Source organism: Achromobacter sp. D10, assembly GCF_035282245.1.
Taxonomy (GTDB): Bacteria; Pseudomonadota; Gammaproteobacteria; order Burkholderiales; family Burkholderiaceae_B; genus Achromobacter; species Achromobacter insolitus.
Map to the genome: position 1 here is coordinate 95,553 of NZ_JAYJLE010000001.1, position 17,158 is coordinate 112,710.

The following is a 17,158-nucleotide window of genomic DNA, read 5'->3' on the forward strand; positions in this document are numbered from 1 at the left end:
GGCATGCAGCGCTGGAAAAACCGGCCCGAAGGCTCCAACTGGGGCGACTTCGGACCCGACGACCAACTCGGCCGCCTGAACCTCATCACCGAAGAACAGGTCCTGAAAGGCGCGCGAGAAATCCGCGCCGGCAAGACCTTCTGCCTGTCGCTGCCGTTGGACCTGCCCGGCGGCAACGTGCTCAACCCGCGCCGCCATCCGCCGCAGCTGAGCCCGACGCGTCTCGCGGACACGCCTTACCTGAACTTCCCGCTACGCAACGTCAACCCGGACGCGGTGGATGTGCTGAGCGACGACCAGGTACTGCTGTCCATGCAGTACTCCACGCAATGGGACGCGCTGGCCCACGTGGGCGCGCTGTTCGACGCCGATGGCGACGGCAAGGCTGAGCTCCGCTACTACAACGGCTACCAGGCCGGCGTGGATGTCATCGGCCCGGCCGACGGCGACCACACCGGTTGCGGCTGCAACAGTGGCGGCCCGTCCGCGGCGTTGAAGCTGGGTGTCGAAAACCTGGCACAGAAAGGCATGCAGGGCCGCGGCGTGCTGGTGGACCTGTTCCGCCACTACGGCCCCGGGCGCACGCTGATCGGCCACGCGGAACTGATGCACGTGCTGAAGGCCGACAACATCAGCGTCGAAGCGGGCGACATGCTGGTGCTGCGCACCGGCTACGCGGAAGCGGTCGTTGCCATGAACGGCAAGCCCGACGCCGAAACGCTGCACACCTACGGCGCCGCGCTGGACGGCACCGACGAAGCGCTGCTGCAATGGATCACGGACAGCGGCATTGCCGCCATCTGCGCCGACAACTACGCCGTGGAAGCTTACCCCGCGCGCGAAAAGACCGGCCCGCGCGCCATGCTGCCGCTGCATCACCACTGCCTGTTCAAGCTGGGTCTGCCGCTGGCGGAACTCTGGTACCTGAAGGACCTGGCGGACTGGCTGCACGCCAACGGCCGCCACCACTTCATGCTGACCGCCCCGCCCCTGCGTCTGCCGCACGCCATTGGATCGCCGGTCACCCCGATCGCAACGGTGTAGGCGTCAACAACCCGCCGCCGTCGCGCAAACAAAAAGAGCTCCGGACTGGAGCTCTTTTTTATGCAGCGATCGTTACTTCATGCCTTCCCAATGCGGCCCGGGCACGATGATATCGAACAGCTCCAGCACCCGCGCCACGGTGTGGTCCACCATTTCCTCGATGGAAGCGGGCCGGTGGTAGAACGCCGGAAGCGGCGGAAACACGATGCCGCCCATTTCAGTGACGGCAGTCATGTTGCGCAGGTGCGCCAGGTTGAAAGGCGTCTCGCGCACCATCATGACCAGGCGCCGGCGTTCCTTGAGGGTAACGTCCGCGGCGCGGGTAATGAGGTTATCCGACAGGCCGTGAGCCACCGCTGCCAAGGTGCGCATGGAGCACGGCACGATGACCATGCCGGCCGTCTGGAAGGCGCCGCTGGCCAGCGTAGCGCCCACGTCGCGCACACTGTGCACGTGGTCCGCCAGGGCATAAACATCGTGGCGGCTGACGTCCAGCTCGTGCTTGATGTTAAGCACGCCGGACGCCGACACCACCAGATGCGTTTCGACATCGTCCACGCCGCGCAATGCCTGCAGCATGCGCACGGCGTACAGGGAGCCCGTGGCGCCCGTGATGCCGATGACCAGTCGCCGCATGGACTGATCAGGCCGTGGCGCCGGACTGGTCCAGCAGCGTCTTCAGTTCGCCGGATTCGTTCATCTCGTTCATGATGTCCGAGCCGCCGATGAATTCGCCGGCCACGTACAGCTGCGGGATCGTGGGCCAGTTGGAGAATTCCTTGATGCCCTGGCGGACTTCGTCGTCCTCCAGCACATTGACGGTGACCAGCTTCTTCACGCCACAGCCCTTCAGGATCTGGATGGCCTTGCCGGAAAAGCCGCATTGCGGGAATTGGGCAGTGCCCTTCATGAACAGCACGACGGGGTGCTGGGTCACGGTTTCGCGGATGAATTCTTGAACGTCGCTCATGGTGGTCTCTTGGACAGGCATAACGGAATACGCCAATTATAGGTACAGCGGGGAAATCCGCCCGGATACCCCGGGCCCCGCACCGGGAATCCGGTCAGGCGGACAGCCGGCCGCCGGAAATCCGCTCGATGCCAGCCAGGTCCTTGCGGCTGTGCACATCCTGGAATCCGGCCCCCGCCAGCAGGTCCCGCACGGCTTGCGCCTGGTCCCAGCCGTGCTCCAGCCACAGGGCGCCGCCCCGCTTGAGATGGCGGCCCGCGCCCTGGATGATGCGGGCCAGGTCTTCCAGGCCGCCCGCTTCATCGGTCAGCGCGCCACGCGGCTCGAAACGCACGTCGCCCTGATCCAGGTGCGGATCGTCGCAGGCGACATAGGGGGGATTGGACACGATCAGGTCGAAGCCCTCGCCCGCCGGCACGGCGTCATACCAGCTGCCTTCGACCAGGCGCACGGAGGCGGCCAGGTCCCAGGCGTTGGAGGCCGCCACCGCCAGCGCGGCCGCGCTGAGGTCCGACGCCATCACCCGCGCATCGCGCCGCGCCAAGGCGATCGAAATCGCGATCGCGCCGCTGCCCGTGCCCAGGTCCAGCACCGCCGGCGCGGCCAGGCCGGCCAGGCATTCCAGCGCGGTTTCCACCAGCACTTCGGTGTCTGGGCGTGGAATCAGCACATCCGGCGTCACGCGGAAGCGGTGGCCCATGAATTCACGATGGCCCACCAGATAAGCCATGGGCTCCCCCGCCAGACGCCGCTGGGCCAAGGCCTCGTAGGCCGCAGCCGTCTCGGGCAGCAAGGGGTCCGTGTCGTGCGCCAGCAGCCACGCACGTGGCTTGGCCAGCACGTGCTCCAGCAACATGCGCACTTCCAGGCGTGGCAGGCGCGTATCGAGCAGCAGGCTTTTCAGCTGGGGCGGTGTCATGGGCAGGCTCAGATGTCGTCGCCCAGGGCCGCCAGCTGCTCGGCCTGGTGTTCGGAGATCAGCGCGCCGGTCAACTCTTCCAGATCGCCTTCCATGATCTGCTGCAGCTTATACAGCGTCAGGTTGATGCGATGGTCGGTCACGCGGCCTTGCGGGAAGTTATAGGTGCGTATGCGCTCGGAACGGTCGCCCGAGCCGATCAGGCTCTTGCGCTCGGCGGCTTCCTTGCTCTGCCGTTCGCGGGTTTCCTTGTCCTTCAGGCGCGCGGCCAGCACCTGCATGGCCTTGTCCTTGTTACGGTGCTGGGAGCGGTCGTCCTGGCACTCCACCACCAGCCCGGTCGGCAGGTGGGTGATACGCACCGCCGAATCGGTCTTGTTGATGTGCTGGCCGCCCGCGCCGCTGGCGCGGAAGGTGTCGATGCGCAGATCGCTAGGGTTGATGACGATTTCCGACATTTCGTCGGCTTCAGCCATGATCGCGACCGTGCACGCCGAGGTATGAATGCGTCCCTGCGCCTCGGTGGCGGGCACGCGCTGCACCCGGTGCGCGCCGGATTCGAATTTCAGGCGGCCATAGGCGCCGTCGCCATCGATACGCGCGATCACTTCCTTGTAGCCGCCGAGCTCGGACGGACTCTCGGACATCAGCTCCACCCGCCAGCCGCGCTGTTCGGCGTAACGCGTGTACATACGCAACAGGTCGCCAGAGAACAGCGCGCTTTCGTCGCCGCCCGTGCCGGCGCGGATTTCCAGGAACACGCTGCGCCCGTCGTTGGGGTCGCGTGGCAACAGCAGCAATTGCAGCGCGCCTTCCAGTTCCTCGAGCTTGGCGCGGCCGGACTTGATCTCGTCCTCGGCCATGGATTTCAGGTCCGGATCAGACAGCATTTCCTGGGCCGCGGCCAGGTCATCTTCGGTGCGGGCGAAGGCGGTGAACGCCTCGACCACGGGCTCCAGTTCCGCGCGTTCGCGCGAAAGCTTGCGGAAACGGTCCATATCGGACGCGGTCTCCGGTTCGGCGAGCAGGGCGTCGACCTCGATGAGGCGGTGACACAGGTGCTCCAGCCGGCTGCGCATGGAAGATTTCATGGGGAATGACCAAAAAGAAAAGCGGGAAAGCGGATAGCGGGCGCCCAAAAGACGAACGCCCGCCAGGAGGCGGGGCGTAGGGCAGAGTCGCTAACGGCGGGAGTCGCGGCCGGGAAAGAGGCGCGGCATCCAGGCAAGCAGTTGCTTGCGGTCGTCGCCTTCGCTGCGGTTCAAAGCCGCCAGCGGGCCGTGCAGGTACTTTTGCGTCAGGCCGTGGGCCAGTTGCTCGAGCACGGCCTCCGGCGATTCGCCCCGCGCCAGCAGGCGTCGGGCGCGTTCCAGCTCGGCGCTGCGCACGTCTTCGGCGGCCTGATGCAGGTCGCGGATGACAGGCACCACTTCGCGGGATTGCATCCAGTGCATGAAGCCTTGGACACGGGTTTCGATGATCGCTTCAGCCTGCACCACTGCCGCGCGTCGCGCGTCAGTGCCGGTTTGCACCAGCCGGCCCAGATCATCCACCGAATACAGGTAGACGTCGTCCAGGCGGCCGACTTCGGGTTCGATGTCGCGCGGCACGGCCAGGTCGATCATGACCATGGGGCGGTGGCGGCGCAGGCGCGTCGCCCGTTCCACCATCCCCAGGCCGAGGATGGGCAGGGAGCTTGCCGTACAGGACACGATGACGTCGAACTCGGACAGGCGGTCCGTCAGGTCCGACAGCTTCATGGTGCTAGCGGCAAAGCGGTTGGCCAGGACTTCGGCGCGTTCGGCCGTGCGGTTGGCCACCACCATGCTGCGCGGACGCTGCGCGGCGAAGTGCGTGGCGCACAATTCGATCATTTCGCCCGCGCCGATGAACAGCGTGCGGGCCTGGTCCAGATTGCCGAACACGCGCTCGGCCAGGCGCACCGCGGCAGCGGCCATGGACACGGACTGCGCGCCGATGGCGGTCTGCGACCGGACTTCCTTGGCCACGGAGAAGGTCCGCTGGAACATCTGGTGCAGCAGGGTGCCCAGCGATCCGGCTTCGCCGGCGGCGCGCACGGCGTCCTTCATCTGGCCCACGATCTGGGTTTCGCCCAACACCATGGAATCCAGGCCGCTGGCCACGCGGAAAGCGTGACGCACGGCGTCGTCCTGGTGATGGCGATAGAGATGCGGGCGCAGCGTGCCGGCGTCCAGGCGGTTGTAATCAGCCAGCCAGGCGGGCAGTTGATCGGCCACGTGGCCGTCGGCTGCGCAATAGATTTCGGTGCGGTTACAGGTGGACAGGATGGCGGCTTCGCGGACCGAGCCGCCGAATGCCGAACGCAGGCCTTCCAGCGCGGGCTTCACCAGATCGACGGGCATGGACACGCGTTCGCGGACCGAAACCGGCGCGGACGTGTGATTCAGACCGAAGGCAAGGACAGCTACCGACATGTAGAAGGGATGGCCGGGCCATCCGTGCGTAAGCGTTAAGTACTGCCACTAAGAACGAGGCGCCGCAAACCGGGGGTTCCAAACCGGGGGTTCTAAACCAGTCCGCAGCGTCAGACCGCTAACGATTATACCCCTGCGGGTTATCCCCAGGCCAGTTCTGCCCTCGGGCGCGACCCTGGGTCGCACCTTTCGTGCCGTACGCCCAACAGTCCGAGGGTTGCGGCCTGCCGGGGACGGCGGCACCCCAAGATTTTTGCCCTACGCTGGCGCAAGCCTCAAAAATTGTGTATAGTTGCGGACTTCGTTGGCCTGGTAGCTCAGTCGGTAGAGCAGAGGATTGAAAATCCTTGTGTCGGTGGTTCGATTCCGCCCCAGGCCACCAGAATTATTGGAACTCCTGATTCATCAGGGGGCCGGCCCGCTCAAAAGCAGGTTGGCATTCCAGAAAAGCCCAGCCCTTGCCGGCTGGGCTTTTTGTTTTCCGCTTGCAGCGCAGTTCCAGAGGCGCGCCGTTTCCGCCCCTTTCCCCCGCCCACGCTTCCGCGATATCGTAAGACGCCCTTCTCCGTAGCCCGCCGCCTTCCATCCACCGGAGCCGCGACATGCGCGCCCAAGCAACAGCAAAAGCGCTATTCGGCCTGATTGCACTGCTGGCCGGCCTGCTTGGCCCCGCGTTCGGACAGAGCGCCGCGACGGCGCCTGCCCATCTCGCCCCACCCACCACGCAGGCCCAGGCCATCCTGGTGGCGGACATTCCGCTGCGCGCGGACACCGATCACCGCTACGCCGAAGGGGTCCTGGAGCGCATCGCCGGAGCCGACCCGACCGACGCGCTCGCACCGCGCCTGGAAGCGATTTCCCGGTCCATCGACGAAAAGCTCCAGCAATTCCAGCCCGCCCAGCTGCGCACCCTGCCCATCATGCGGCTGGAAAGCCTGGAGCGGCATTGGATGTTCGACGCCCGCCGTTTCGCGAGCTGGCAGGAGGACATGCGGCAGGCGACCGCCGCCTACGCCAGCGATGCCGCCGAACTGGCCCGCCGGCGGGAAGCATGGCAGGCGCTCAAGAACGCGCCCGGCGCGGCTGACCTGCCCCCTGCCCTCACAGGCCGTATCGACTCCGTCATCGCCCAGCTGGCGCGTGCCGAACAAGCCCTTTCGGTGCCGCTCGCCCGCCAGATTGCACTGGGCCAACGCGCCAACTCCGTAGAAGAACGCATCCAGGCGGGACAACGCGCGGTCGCCGACGCCATCAACTACATCGATGCCCGCCTGCTCGAACTGGACGCTCCACCGCTCTGGGACGCCACCTTCACCTCTACCGCCCGCAGCGACGCCATGGCCTACCTGCGCAGCGGCCTGGACCTCGAACTGCGCTTCGCCCGCCAGTACGCCGCGGCCGACACCAGCAACCAGCGCGCCTTGCACGTGCTGCAGCTCGTGCTGCTGCCGCTGCTGCTCTGGCTGGCCTGGCACAGCCGTCATACCATCCGCGCTGGCGAAATGAGCGAGACGGCTGCGCGGGTGCTGGGCCGCCCGCTGTCCGCCTGGCTGCTGCTGGCCATGATGGGCGTGCAGCTGCTGGAGCCCGACGCGCCCTTGATCGTGCTGCAGATAGCGCTGCTGCTGGCCGTGGTGCCCGTCCTGCGCCTGTTGCCGCCGACCACGCGCGAACCCCTGGACCTGTGGCCCTATGCGATCACGGGCCTTTATCTGGTGGAGCGGCTGGGCGTCTTCTTCCTTGCCAGCGAAACGCTTTACCGCCTGCACAACCTGGCCATGACCCTGCTGGCCCTGGTGACCGCGCTGTGGCTGCTTGCCCGCGCCAAGCGCCGCGGCGACACGCAGGCGCCCGGCCGGCTGCACCGGATATTGCGCGTCAGCGCCTGGGGCGCCGTGGTCCTGCTGGCCGCCGCCGGCGTCGCCAATCTGGTCGGCAATCTGTCGATGGCCGAAATGCTGACCAGCGCCATCATCAGCAGCGGCTATTTCGGCTTGATGCTGTACGCCGGAGTCACCATCATCATCACCCTGCTGCAATTGATGCTGGCTCGGCCAGGGGTGTCGCGCTTCCGCATCGCGCGCGAACATGCCCCGCCTCTCGTGCAATTGTTGATCCGCCTGGTGACGGCCGCCGCGGTGGTGGGCTGGACGCTGTACACGATGGACCGATTCCGCATTCTGCGGGCCACCTACGCCATCACGACCAAGGTGCTGTCGTACACGCTGGCGCTTGGGGACATCACGCTCAGCCTGGGCAACATCCTGGTGTTCGCGATTTCCGTGCTGATCGCGTTCTGGGCCGCGCGGGCCATTCGCCTGGTGCTGCACGACGAAGTGCTGGCCCGCATGCCGCTGCCCCGCGGCGTGGGAAACAGCATCGCCTCGCTGACCTATTACTCGGTTCTGCTGTTGGGCCTGGCGGTCGCCCTGTCGGCGGCCGGCGTCAAGACCAGCCAACTGGCGATCGTGCTCGGCGCCCTGGGCGTGGGCATAGGCTTTGGCCTGCAGAACGTGGTCAACAATTTCGTGTCCGGCCTGATCCTGATGTTCGAGCGCCCGATCCAGCCCGGCGACGTGGTGGAGATCGGCGACACCTCGGGGCAGGTGCGCGACATCGGCATGCGCGCCACCCGGATCAAGACCTTCGAAGGCGCCGACGTGGTAGTCCCGAACGGCACCCTGCTGTCGGAAAAGCTGACCAACTGGACCATGCTGGACCGCAACCGCCGCATAGAAATCAACGTCGGCCTGGCTTACGGCACGAATCCCGCACAGGCCATCGAACTGCTGGGCTCGGTGGCGCGCGGAACGCTGGGCGTCTCCTCGCAGCCGGCGCCCATTGCGCTTTTCATGGGTTTTGGCGCCAGCACCCTGGATTTCAGCGTCCGCGCGTGGACGCCCGACTTCGACCAGTGGATGTCCATCCGCAGCGACATGCTGACACGGATGTATGAGGCGCTGACGCGTGCGGGCATCGGGATACCGTTCCCGCAGACCGACCTGCACCTGCGCAGCATTTCCGAGGACGCGGGCGCCGTGCTCACGCAAGCCCGCCGCGCCCCGTCCGGCAACGGCCCCGCCCCCACGTAACGCGGATATTGTGTATAGTGGCGGACTTTCGCGTTGGCCTGGTAGCTCAGTCGGTAGAGCAGAGGATTGAAAATCCTTGTGTCGGTGGTTCGATTCCGCCCCAGGCCACCAATGAATTCAAGCACTTGGCCCCGCCTTTGGCGGGGCTTTTTGCTTTGGAGCCCCGGCGGCGCTGGTCGGATAGCATAGTCAACGGCTTGCCCCCTGACTTTCCTCTTACGCGATGAAGCCTGATTCCTCTTCCCCGTCTTCCTCCATCGGCATGGGCCGCGCCGCGCTCGTGTTGTATCGCGCGCTATGGCAATACGCCGAGGGCGCGCGCCGGCAACTGATGGGCGCCGTCGCCCTGCTGTCGGGTGCGCAGTTGGTAAAGCTGACCTTGCCCTGGCTGGCCTCCCACGCCATCAACGCCCTGCAGCAGAACGAAATGTCCACGGCCGGCCTCTGGATCCTGTTCCTGGTCGGAAGCTACATGATGTCCTGGGTGTTCCACGGTCCGGGGCGCGTCCTGGAGGGCAATGTGGGCGTGCATGTCCGCGAGCGGCTGGCCGACGACCTCTACGCCCGCATCGCGGCCGCTCCGCTGACCTGGCGCGATGGCCGCCATTCCGGCGACCTGCAGCACCGCGTGCTGCAATCCAGCCGCGCGCTGTCGGGATTTGCCCGGGGCATGTACGGATACCTGCACAGCGCCCTGAACTTCATCGGCCCGCTGGTGGCGCTGACCCTGCTATCGCACGTCAGCGGCATCGTCGCCGTGACCGGCTATCTGATCATCGCCCTGGTCACGCTGCGGTTCGACCTGGCGCTGATGCGGCTGGCGCGTGCCGAGAACGACGAGGAACGCCGCTATGTCGCGGCCTTGCTCGACTTCATCAGCAATGCCGGCACCGTGATCGGCCTGCGCTTGCAGGCCGCCTCGCGCAAGATCCTCGGCCGCCGCCTGGAAACCGTCATGAAGCCCCTGCGTCGCGCCCTGTGGGTCAACGAGGTCAAGTGGTGCGTGGTGGACCTGGCGGGCATGTGCCTCACCTGGATTCTGGTCGTGGAATATGTGCTGCGGCACCGCGAACCCGGCCAGGCGCTGCTGCTGGGCACGATCTTCATGATCTACCAATATGCCCAGCAGGCCGCCTCGGTCGTCAGCGCCATCGCCTCGAACTTCCAGAGTTTCTCGCGCATGCACACGGACTACAGCAGCGCCGAGCCCATTTGGCAGGCCCCCGGAGATCCCAAAGCGGCCGTGCCGGCCGTGCGCGCAGACGCGCCGTGGCAGACCCTGGAGTTGCGCGGCGCGACCTGGCGCTATTCGGACGAAGGACGCGGCGGCCTGCATGGCGTCGACCTGGTGTTGCGCCGGGGCTCACGCGTAGCGCTGATCGGCGCCAGCGGCGGCGGCAAGAGCACCCTGCTGCGCACCCTCGCCGGACTTTATCCGCCGCAACAAGGCGAACTGCTGCGCGACGGCAAACCGGTAGCCTGGGCCGAACTGCGCACGCTGGCCACGCTGATTCCGCAAGAAGCCGAAGTCTTCGAAGCCAGCGTGCAGGAAAACCTCACCTTTGGCGAATCCGCCGATGCACAGGCGCTGCAAGCCGCCGTGCATACCGGCGTGTTCGACGAAGTGCTGCAACGCATGCCCAATGGCCTGGCCAGCCCGGTGAACGAGCGGGGCAGCAATCTTTCCGGCGGCCAGCGGCAACGCCTGGCTCTCTCGCGCGGGGCGCTTGCCGCGCAGGGAAGCAGCTTGCTGCTGCTGGACGAGCCCACCAGCGCGCTGGACCCGCAAGCCGAAGGCCGGGTGTTCGATCGCATGTACGCCGCGTTTCCTTCGGCATGCATCGTGGCCTCCGTGCACCGTCCCAGCTTGCTCAACCGCTTTGACACCATCGTGGTAATGGAAGCGGGGCGCGTGGTGGATGCGGGACCGCGCGACGAGGTGCTGGCCCGGCACAAGCTTTGATGCGCGGCACTTCCCGGTCAGGCCTCTACACTGGATATCCATGACGCAACCACCAACTTCCCACGCTCTGGCGGCTTTGCCATCTGCCTAGCCGCCCTCCTCACGCCGCCAGCACCGGAACATTGAGCGCCACGCGAGCCAACTGACTAATAGTCTTCCAGATGACGCCGACCACGGCGTCCCAAAGCTCCTCAATCAGGATGTCGAGCAGTTGTGCCATGGTGTCCACAAAGCCCTTTGCCATTGCCTGGAGCCCCTCGAGATAGAAATCCCGCTCTGCGTCGGTAAACATATTGGCCTCAATCATGCCAGCCACAAGAGCCGACTGTTGCGCCAATGAGTTCAACTGACTCTCGCTAAATCCCTTGATCGTTACCAACTCCTTCTTGGCGGTATTCGCGACCGCATCCGAAATGCCACGCAGGAAAGTGTGTGATGCCGCGTTGAGATCGAGTGCCATGGTGCCTCTCCCCGTCAATCCAAGTGAACGCCGCTATTCCTTGAGATAGGTTTCGTAGATGATGGCCTGGGCCATAAAATGCGTCACGAAGCCGCGATTCACAGCCACGCGGCCCGCGTCCAGCCCATTCACGCAATCCGAATCGCGAAGAAAGGTGATACCGCGAGAAGCCTGCATCAGAGCGGTGGCGCTCGCCGGGACATAAGCCGTCGAGGGAGTCGGGTCGGGGACATTGACCGCGGGCGCGTTCACCTTGCGTATGGCCGCGCAATCCGCCGCCATACGGGCCATCGGGCCCGACAGATCCGTGCCCATCAGCCCATCGGTCTTCCCCAGGTCTCGCAGCGCTTGCGCAATCCTGCCCTGCGTTTTCGCATCCGGCATCGGCCTGCTCTTCGCCTGCAATGCCAACGCATCGAGCGTTCCAATGATCCGGTTGTACTGCTCGACGCGCATCGGGAAGGTATCGCGGCTCGCTCCCATCGACGCGCTTGCGTATACCTCCATGATTTGCTTGTTGACCTGTTGTATGCCGTCAAGGAGCGCCTGGTCGGATCGAGGAGCCAATTGGATGCTGCACGCAGTCAGCGCGATCGCCATATATCCCAACAGCCAGCGCATTGCCAGCAAGAAGCCATTCCCACGAAAAAAATGCAGATGCGTCTTCATACCCGCTCCCGGCCCGACATTGCAAAACGCGACTCTTCACAGTGATTCGATCAACCCGTAAGCAGCGCATCTCCGCGCCGATAGGCGTCCATGAAGCGGTCCAGACCGTGTACGCCACCGTTTACCAGGCGGCGCGCCGCCTGGAAATTTCCATGCAACAGCGCATCCTTGATGGACAGCTCCCGGTCGCCGATAAAGAGTGCCAGCAGCTTTGCCGCCACCTTTGCATCGTTGGCACGCTCAGGATTGGCGACCAGACTCTCCTTGGGCGAGAGGCGTGGACCGTATCTGTTGTAATTGGCCCGCCCGGTCAGCTGCACGAAGCCCCGGCCGCGGAACGAAGCCCCATCTGGCTCACCCTGGTTTCCCAGGTCACGACGGTTGTCGTAGAGATCGAAGTCATGTCCGCGGGGCGACGTATTGAAACGCGAAATGCCTTCGCTGATGGGACGGAAACTCTCGGTTTCCGCGCGGATCGTGGCAAGCGCCATCAGGATCATAGGCTTGTCCCTGAGGTTATGTTCGACCAGCGCATCAAGAACGATAGGCAGGTGCTTTCGTATGTTGGCCAGCGGTGTCTGCGGGAACATCTGTCCGACCACCTGCACCGACACGTCTCCGGATACATCGCGTAGCTTGGGATTCGCAATCAGTCCCAACGCGGCTTGCGTGCGCGGGCCGGCGACACCGTCAGCCAAAAGGTTTTCGCTGCGTTGGAATGCGGTCACAGCGGCCGCCGTGCCCTGGCCGAACTCACCGTCGGCCAGGCCGGGACTGAAGCCATGATCGCCAAGCGCCTTCTGCAGGCGCAAGACCTTCGGACCACTATCACCAACGCTCAAGGTTCCGTTTGCCATTGCTTTCTCCTGATGATTTCGCCCGGCGTGGCCCTTGCGCGCTTCAACCATTGTCTGCGGACGCGCGCGGCGCGATCCAGACCTCCACGGTCCGCCTGCTGGACTTGAACTGGGCGGACAGGGGCTCAATTCTCCAGTTATCCATGCCTACTGCCATGCCCAAGGCGTTCGCGCATGCAGCAGAATTTTGGTCATGAAAGCGCACGGTGTTTCGGCTGACAGGCCGAGGGCTGTTGCGGCCCGCCCGCTCGGCAGTGGCGACCACGTCCTCGATCGGCGGCACGCTTGCGCCCAACTCGCGCCACGCTTCCCGGTACTTTCTGACCTCGTCCCGCTGCGTCTGACCGTAAATCTGCACGTATACGGTCACATCCTTGCAGACATTCAGAGACGCATGCGAGGCAGAAGCCGGAACCGGTATCGGTATCGGTACCTCTTCTGGCATCTGCGCCGATGCCGATCGCACTGCAGCAGTAGCACTGCCCTCTATGTTGCTTGCAATATCCCTTACCGTGACACCATTCTCCACGCTGCCTGCGACATCCGTAGCCGTGTTCTCTGGACGGACCACGCCACACCGTCCGGCCACCGTCCTTGCAGTGTTGGAAGCCAGCAGCCCGGAAGAGTATCCATTGCCGGCCAGTCCAAAATTCTCCATCTGCAGCTGTCGACGCGTCAGGGTCTCCATCAGCAAAGGATCACAAGGGTGCATGGCAACTACATCAGCCCTGGGACCATAGTCGTAGATCCAGTATCTCGGCTTGGCTGCTTCCGGATCTGAGGACGGAATCATGCAGTTCAGCATAGTGTTCTGAGCATCACGAAGAACTGTCTCGACCAGCATGTTGCATGCATCTGGGCGCTGTGCCCCCTCGATGGCCCGGCAGCCCCGCATTCCATCGTCATAGATCCGTTGCGCCAAAGGCGACTTGAGTAACCATCCTGTGCCGGTATCGGGACACAGGGTGTCGGACACTCGCAGCAATGCAGCCGCAAGCAGGCTATAGGCCTTGGGATCTAGGTTCGGCGGCGCGCCATCAGCCGGTCTTGAAGGAAGTTCATGCCAAAGCGCGGTCAGCTCCCGGAGCGCTTCGCGTTCCCTAGCCTTGAATACGTTACGTTCTTCGACATTTCTCTGGTCAAGCTGCGCCCGGCTATTTTCGACGTACTGCCACGCAGACACACCTATCGTTGCAACCGCGCCTAGGCCTATGGTCGTCCCGACTGCCGTCGCGGCAATTCTCGCAGGCAGACGGCTATTCGTTCCGCTCTTGCCCTGTTCTCCGATTGGCTTCGATCCAGCCGGTGACATATCGAACGGCGTACATTCGTCGGCCTCGAACTCTTCCGCCAAGTTATTCAGCATACCTCTGAGAAAGGAAGGGCTGAGGCTGCGTCCCATGAACTGGCCCAATTGGAAGTAGCTTTCCCATTGCGCCTCGGAAAAAAATTGGTCGGCCGTAGTCTGCTGTGGAAAATCAGGGTTCTTCGCCTTGAAATTCACAAGATCCACAGGCAATCCCTCGCATAGGTTGGGCTTGACGATGATCATGATTCCCGTCTGCTCTGCATCACCGTCGTAAATCACCCGCGCGACCGCCAGGCAAGCTGTTCCGGACGATGAAGCCAGTTCATTGAGGGAACCAAATCCAGCGGGCTGATTCGGCCTCTTCGGACGCTGAAACAGAATCTCCGCATTGAGATCTATGCGCGCCTTGCGAACCAGGTTCTCAAGATCGCCAAACGCATACAGGGGATCGGCACCACAGTCGGCCAACACAATGACGCGAGCACGTTCCGCCAGCAAAGCGTAAGCGCCGGTGTTCTCGAAGTGCCCACCATCGGTCAAGAACCAGTCCGCACCATTCGTGCCCTTGAATACGCCGAAAAGTTCATCAAGCAGGCCACGCGATTTGGCCAGGCGCGGTGTACGCAAATGCTTGGTTTGCACGCCCGTCTGTTCTGCTCGTTCAGAGCCGCTCCACCAATACCCTGTGCGCACGCCCGCAAATGTCAGAAGCGCAGATAAACCCCCGCGAGTCCGATCACCCAGCCCAGGCGCTGCCGCAGCGCCGGAAATGGCTATCCACGCCCCAACGCTGAGTTGGGCGCTTTCCGCCAGTTTCCGCCAACCCTCCTGACCCACATTCATCCATCCGCCTGAAACCAGCGTCAGCGGCAACCCCAGCCGGTCGCGGTTGAACAGCCCTCCGCGCGGGTCCCGTGTCTGATTCACACAGAGATTGATCATGTGGATCGGCCCTCCCGAAGCCTGCGGCCGGTATGCATCAAGACTCATGTCATCGCCCGGCATGACGTCTCCGATCCTTTTCCCGGCCAGGCTGGCCAGCAACACGTTCGGCACCGTTTCCAGGGCGCCCAGTAGGCCCTCCTGGCCAAACCGACGCTCATTCGCTGCGCCAAGATAGCTGCGTGTGAGACGAGCCTTGTAAAAGGCGTGGAGCGACGATCTATTCAGAAACGCGAAATTTCTTCCTGTGAACGCGATGTAGGCCATGATGGGCGCAAAGAAAAGCGCCAGCACGACGAATGCTTTTTGATACTGGAACTCTGGTGACTGGAAGCCCGCTCCTATCGCCGCCTTGAACACGATCGATACCCACCATGCGCATAGCAAGAACGTCAGGATGTAGCCTACGATGCGGCCCACCCACAACAAGCTTCCCATAGCAATGCTTCCGCGCGGCTTTGTCGCACTGGATAGCAGTGGGAGGCCGGCACGCAAGACGGCTGCCGCCACGACCAGAAAGGCACCCGCGCTCATCAGCCCATTTGGCTCGAATGCCAGAACCCAGGCCGCCCGGTCCACCAACCCCAGAATCAGAATCGCACCAAATCCGCTCAAGCAGAATGCCAGCCTGCGTGTTAGGACATTGCGTACCTGAGCGTCTATCAGGCCTGGCTGCGAATCATCCCGCTTCTTCAGTTGCCGGCGCACCAATGGCACTGCCACCAGCCAGACGAACAACGCGCCGAGCGCCGCAATCCACAACGTGGTGCGCACCTGGGCACCAACACCGTCGTCAACCAGGCCATAACGCCAGAATGCCCACGCGAACGCCCCCCCCGCCAACAGCACGAGTAACCATATCGACAGAAGTCTCCCGTTGCGCAGACTTGTCGCGACCATGGGCTGGGCCCAATATGCCACTGCGTAGACGGCGCCGGCGACGGCAAGGACAGGCAGCAAAAGCCAAACTACCGGAAGCCAGGACGGGAGCCATCGGACCATATCGAAGTAGCTGGCTGATGGCTCCATAAACCCGAGTTGGGCGATGGCCGCCCAGCCAGCCATGTTTACAACGGCAAGAGACATGCCTAACAACAGCGCCAACAGACCAAGTTCGAAATGCACGCCTGCGAGGTTACGGAGGAGCATCGCGCAAACAAATACCGTATCCTTGATGCCGCTGGGAATCAGATAGCGACCGTTCGCTCGCAGCCACCACAAGAACCAGGCTCCGTTCTTGTTGCCCAATGCGCTCTGTACTGCTTGCGCTTCCAACGGCGTTTTCGCACGATTGAACAGGCTGCCTACCATGGCCGCTATGTAGCCACCGCCCGAAACTGTGGACAGCATGTCAAAGCGCAATAGGGTTCCATGCCTGGCAAGAGATCGGATCAGCCCCAGACAAAATGTGGCACTGCGAATTCCCCCGCCTGACAGGGCGAGTCCCCATTTTCTTGATGCATCTGGGGGCAAGGTATGGTCATCCAGCGCCTCGCGCCGGGCCTTGATCAACGCATCCAACATCGTGCTCATGACTCCTCCCGCTGGACGGCGGTTATCGACATAGGCTCCGACCGCGCAGCCAAGAACGAAATGGCGCGCTTTTAGGCAAGCCGGACCAGTGTGCCGGCATTACCGCTTCCGCAGCGAAGTGCGCAATCGCGCACCTCGTGCGGGGGTTAGAGCCGCCGGACCGTCAGAAATCAATTCGCACTTTTGTACTAGACGCTTGCTACGTCGATCATCCCCAATTTTGGGTATGTACTTAAGTCCGTTTCTGCTCCCGCAGGCGCGCAAGCGTGGTCGCAACGATGCGATCGCAATCGTCCCCTGCAAACTCAAACAGGCTCTTCTCCACCGCCCCGATATCCCGCGCGAGCGCTTCACGCAGCAAGGCATTGGCGCGGAAGTGGCGACTGCGGACGGTGGCCTCGGGGATGTCCAGACAGCGCGCCGTTTCCTCTACGGACAGTTCCTCGACCGAGCGCAGCACGAACACAGTGCGGAACGCGATGGGCAAGGAATCCAGCCGCGCTTCCAGCAAGCCTCTGATTTCAGCGCGGGCGGCGGCGTGGTATGGCGGGTCGAAGTCGTTGATGGTCATCGCATCAACCTCATGCTCTATATCGTCGGCGATGGGAAACAGCGCCTCGCGGCGGCTGTGCTTGCGCAACCGGCCGTAGCACTCGTTGAGCAACAGCCGCGACAGCCAGGTGAACAGGGTCGATTCGCCGCGGAAATCTCCGATGTGCCTGTGGGCCGCCAGATAGGCCTCCTGCAGGGCGTCTTCGGCGTCGGCATCGTTACGCAGCGTGGCGCGCGCCAGGCGGTAGAGGCGTCGATTGTGCCGCCGCATCATGAATTCGAATGCAGTTTCCTCGCCCGCCGCGATGCGATGCGCAAGGGCCAGGTCATCATCCTCGGCCGGCGTCGGCGCCAGCGCCGCAAGTGCAGTCATGGGTCAGGCCTCCGCCCGC

13 protein-coding genes and 2 tRNA genes are annotated in these 17,158 nt (G+C 63.8%); 5 read left to right on the forward strand and 10 right to left on the reverse strand.

Annotation, left to right across the window (positions count from 1 at the left end; all coding sequences use genetic code 11):
- Positions 1 to 3 precede the first annotated feature (3 nt).
- Entirely contained in the window at positions 4 to 1,044 is a 1,041-nt protein-coding gene (locus VCS63_RS00445) for a cyclase family protein (RefSeq protein WP_042796224.1), read from the forward strand.
- 72 nt (positions 1,045 to 1,116) lie between these two features.
- Here VCS63_RS00445 and VCS63_RS00450 read toward each other — a convergent pair whose 3' ends face one another.
- The 5 genes from VCS63_RS00450 to hemA all read right to left on the reverse strand — a co-directional run bounded on the left by VCS63_RS00450 (position 1,117) and on the right by hemA (position 5,389).
- Positions 1,117 to 1,680 (reverse strand): UbiX family flavin prenyltransferase, encoded by a 564-nt coding sequence (locus VCS63_RS00450; RefSeq protein WP_054457626.1) that lies wholly within the window; start codon positions 1,678 to 1,680, stop codon positions 1,117 to 1,119.
- A 7-nt stretch (positions 1,681 to 1,687) separates the two neighbouring features.
- On the reverse strand, positions 1,688 to 2,014 hold the full coding sequence (grxD, locus tag VCS63_RS00455) for a Grx4 family monothiol glutaredoxin (RefSeq protein ID WP_042797530.1): 327 nt from the start codon (positions 2,012 to 2,014) through the stop codon (positions 1,688 to 1,690).
- A 94-nt stretch (positions 2,015 to 2,108) separates the two neighbouring features.
- Positions 2,109 to 2,933 (reverse strand): peptide chain release factor N(5)-glutamine methyltransferase, encoded by an 825-nt coding sequence (gene prmC, locus VCS63_RS00460; protein ID WP_323877985.1) that lies wholly within the window; start codon positions 2,931 to 2,933, stop codon positions 2,109 to 2,111.
- 8 nt (positions 2,934 to 2,941) lie between these two features.
- Positions 2,942 to 4,024 carry a peptide chain release factor 1 gene (gene prfA, locus VCS63_RS00465; RefSeq protein ID WP_042797529.1) on the reverse strand — a complete coding sequence of 361 codons (1,083 nt, stop codon included), beginning with the start codon at positions 4,022 to 4,024 and terminating at the stop codon, positions 2,942 to 2,944.
- A gap of 90 nt (positions 4,025 to 4,114) precedes the next feature.
- Positions 4,115 to 5,389 (reverse strand): glutamyl-tRNA reductase, encoded by a 1,275-nt coding sequence (hemA, locus tag VCS63_RS00470; RefSeq protein WP_042796220.1) that lies wholly within the window; start codon positions 5,387 to 5,389, stop codon positions 4,115 to 4,117.
- 306 nt (positions 5,390 to 5,695) lie between these two features.
- Between hemA and VCS63_RS00475 the strand changes: the two genes are divergently transcribed.
- From VCS63_RS00475 to VCS63_RS00490, 4 genes are all read left to right on the forward strand, one after another.
- Positions 5,696 to 5,771, forward strand: a tRNA-Phe gene (locus VCS63_RS00475).
- A 220-nt stretch (positions 5,772 to 5,991) separates the two neighbouring features.
- Entirely contained in the window at positions 5,992 to 8,481 is a 2,490-nt protein-coding gene (locus VCS63_RS00480; RefSeq protein WP_323877987.1) for a mechanosensitive ion channel family protein, read from the forward strand.
- A 35-nt stretch (positions 8,482 to 8,516) separates the two neighbouring features.
- A tRNA-Phe gene (locus VCS63_RS00485) sits at positions 8,517 to 8,592 on the forward strand.
- A gap of 112 nt (positions 8,593 to 8,704) precedes the next feature.
- Positions 8,705 to 10,444, forward strand: a complete 1,740-nt coding sequence (locus VCS63_RS00490) for an ABC transporter ATP-binding protein (protein ID WP_242663704.1) — start codon at positions 8,705 to 8,707, stop codon at positions 10,442 to 10,444.
- Positions 10,445 to 10,544: 100 nt separating this feature from the next.
- Here VCS63_RS00490 and VCS63_RS00495 read toward each other — a convergent pair whose 3' ends face one another.
- From VCS63_RS00495 to VCS63_RS00515, 5 genes are all read right to left on the reverse strand, one after another.
- On the reverse strand, positions 10,545 to 10,904 hold the full coding sequence (locus VCS63_RS00495) for a hypothetical protein (protein WP_323877989.1): 360 nt from the start codon (positions 10,902 to 10,904) through the stop codon (positions 10,545 to 10,547).
- 33 nt (positions 10,905 to 10,937) lie between these two features.
- The gene (locus VCS63_RS00500; protein WP_323877990.1) at positions 10,938 to 11,573 is read right to left on the reverse strand and encodes a hypothetical protein; all 636 of its coding nucleotides are present in this window, start codon (positions 11,571 to 11,573) and stop codon (positions 10,938 to 10,940) included.
- Positions 11,574 to 11,623: 50 nt separating this feature from the next.
- A complete protein-coding gene (locus tag VCS63_RS00505) occupies positions 11,624 to 12,430 on the reverse strand; it encodes a peptidoglycan-binding protein (RefSeq protein ID WP_253636271.1) in 807 nt (268 codons plus the stop codon).
- Positions 12,431 to 12,473: 43 nt separating this feature from the next.
- Positions 12,474 to 16,214 carry a patatin-like phospholipase family protein gene (locus VCS63_RS00510; RefSeq protein WP_323877991.1) on the reverse strand — a complete coding sequence of 1,247 codons (3,741 nt, stop codon included), beginning with the start codon at positions 16,212 to 16,214 and terminating at the stop codon, positions 12,474 to 12,476.
- A 232-nt stretch (positions 16,215 to 16,446) separates the two neighbouring features.
- Positions 16,447 to 17,139: an RNA polymerase sigma factor gene (locus tag VCS63_RS00515; RefSeq protein WP_323877993.1), complete on the reverse strand. Its 693-nt coding sequence runs from the start codon at positions 17,137 to 17,139 to the stop codon at positions 16,447 to 16,449.
- Positions 17,140 to 17,158 lie beyond the last annotated feature (19 nt).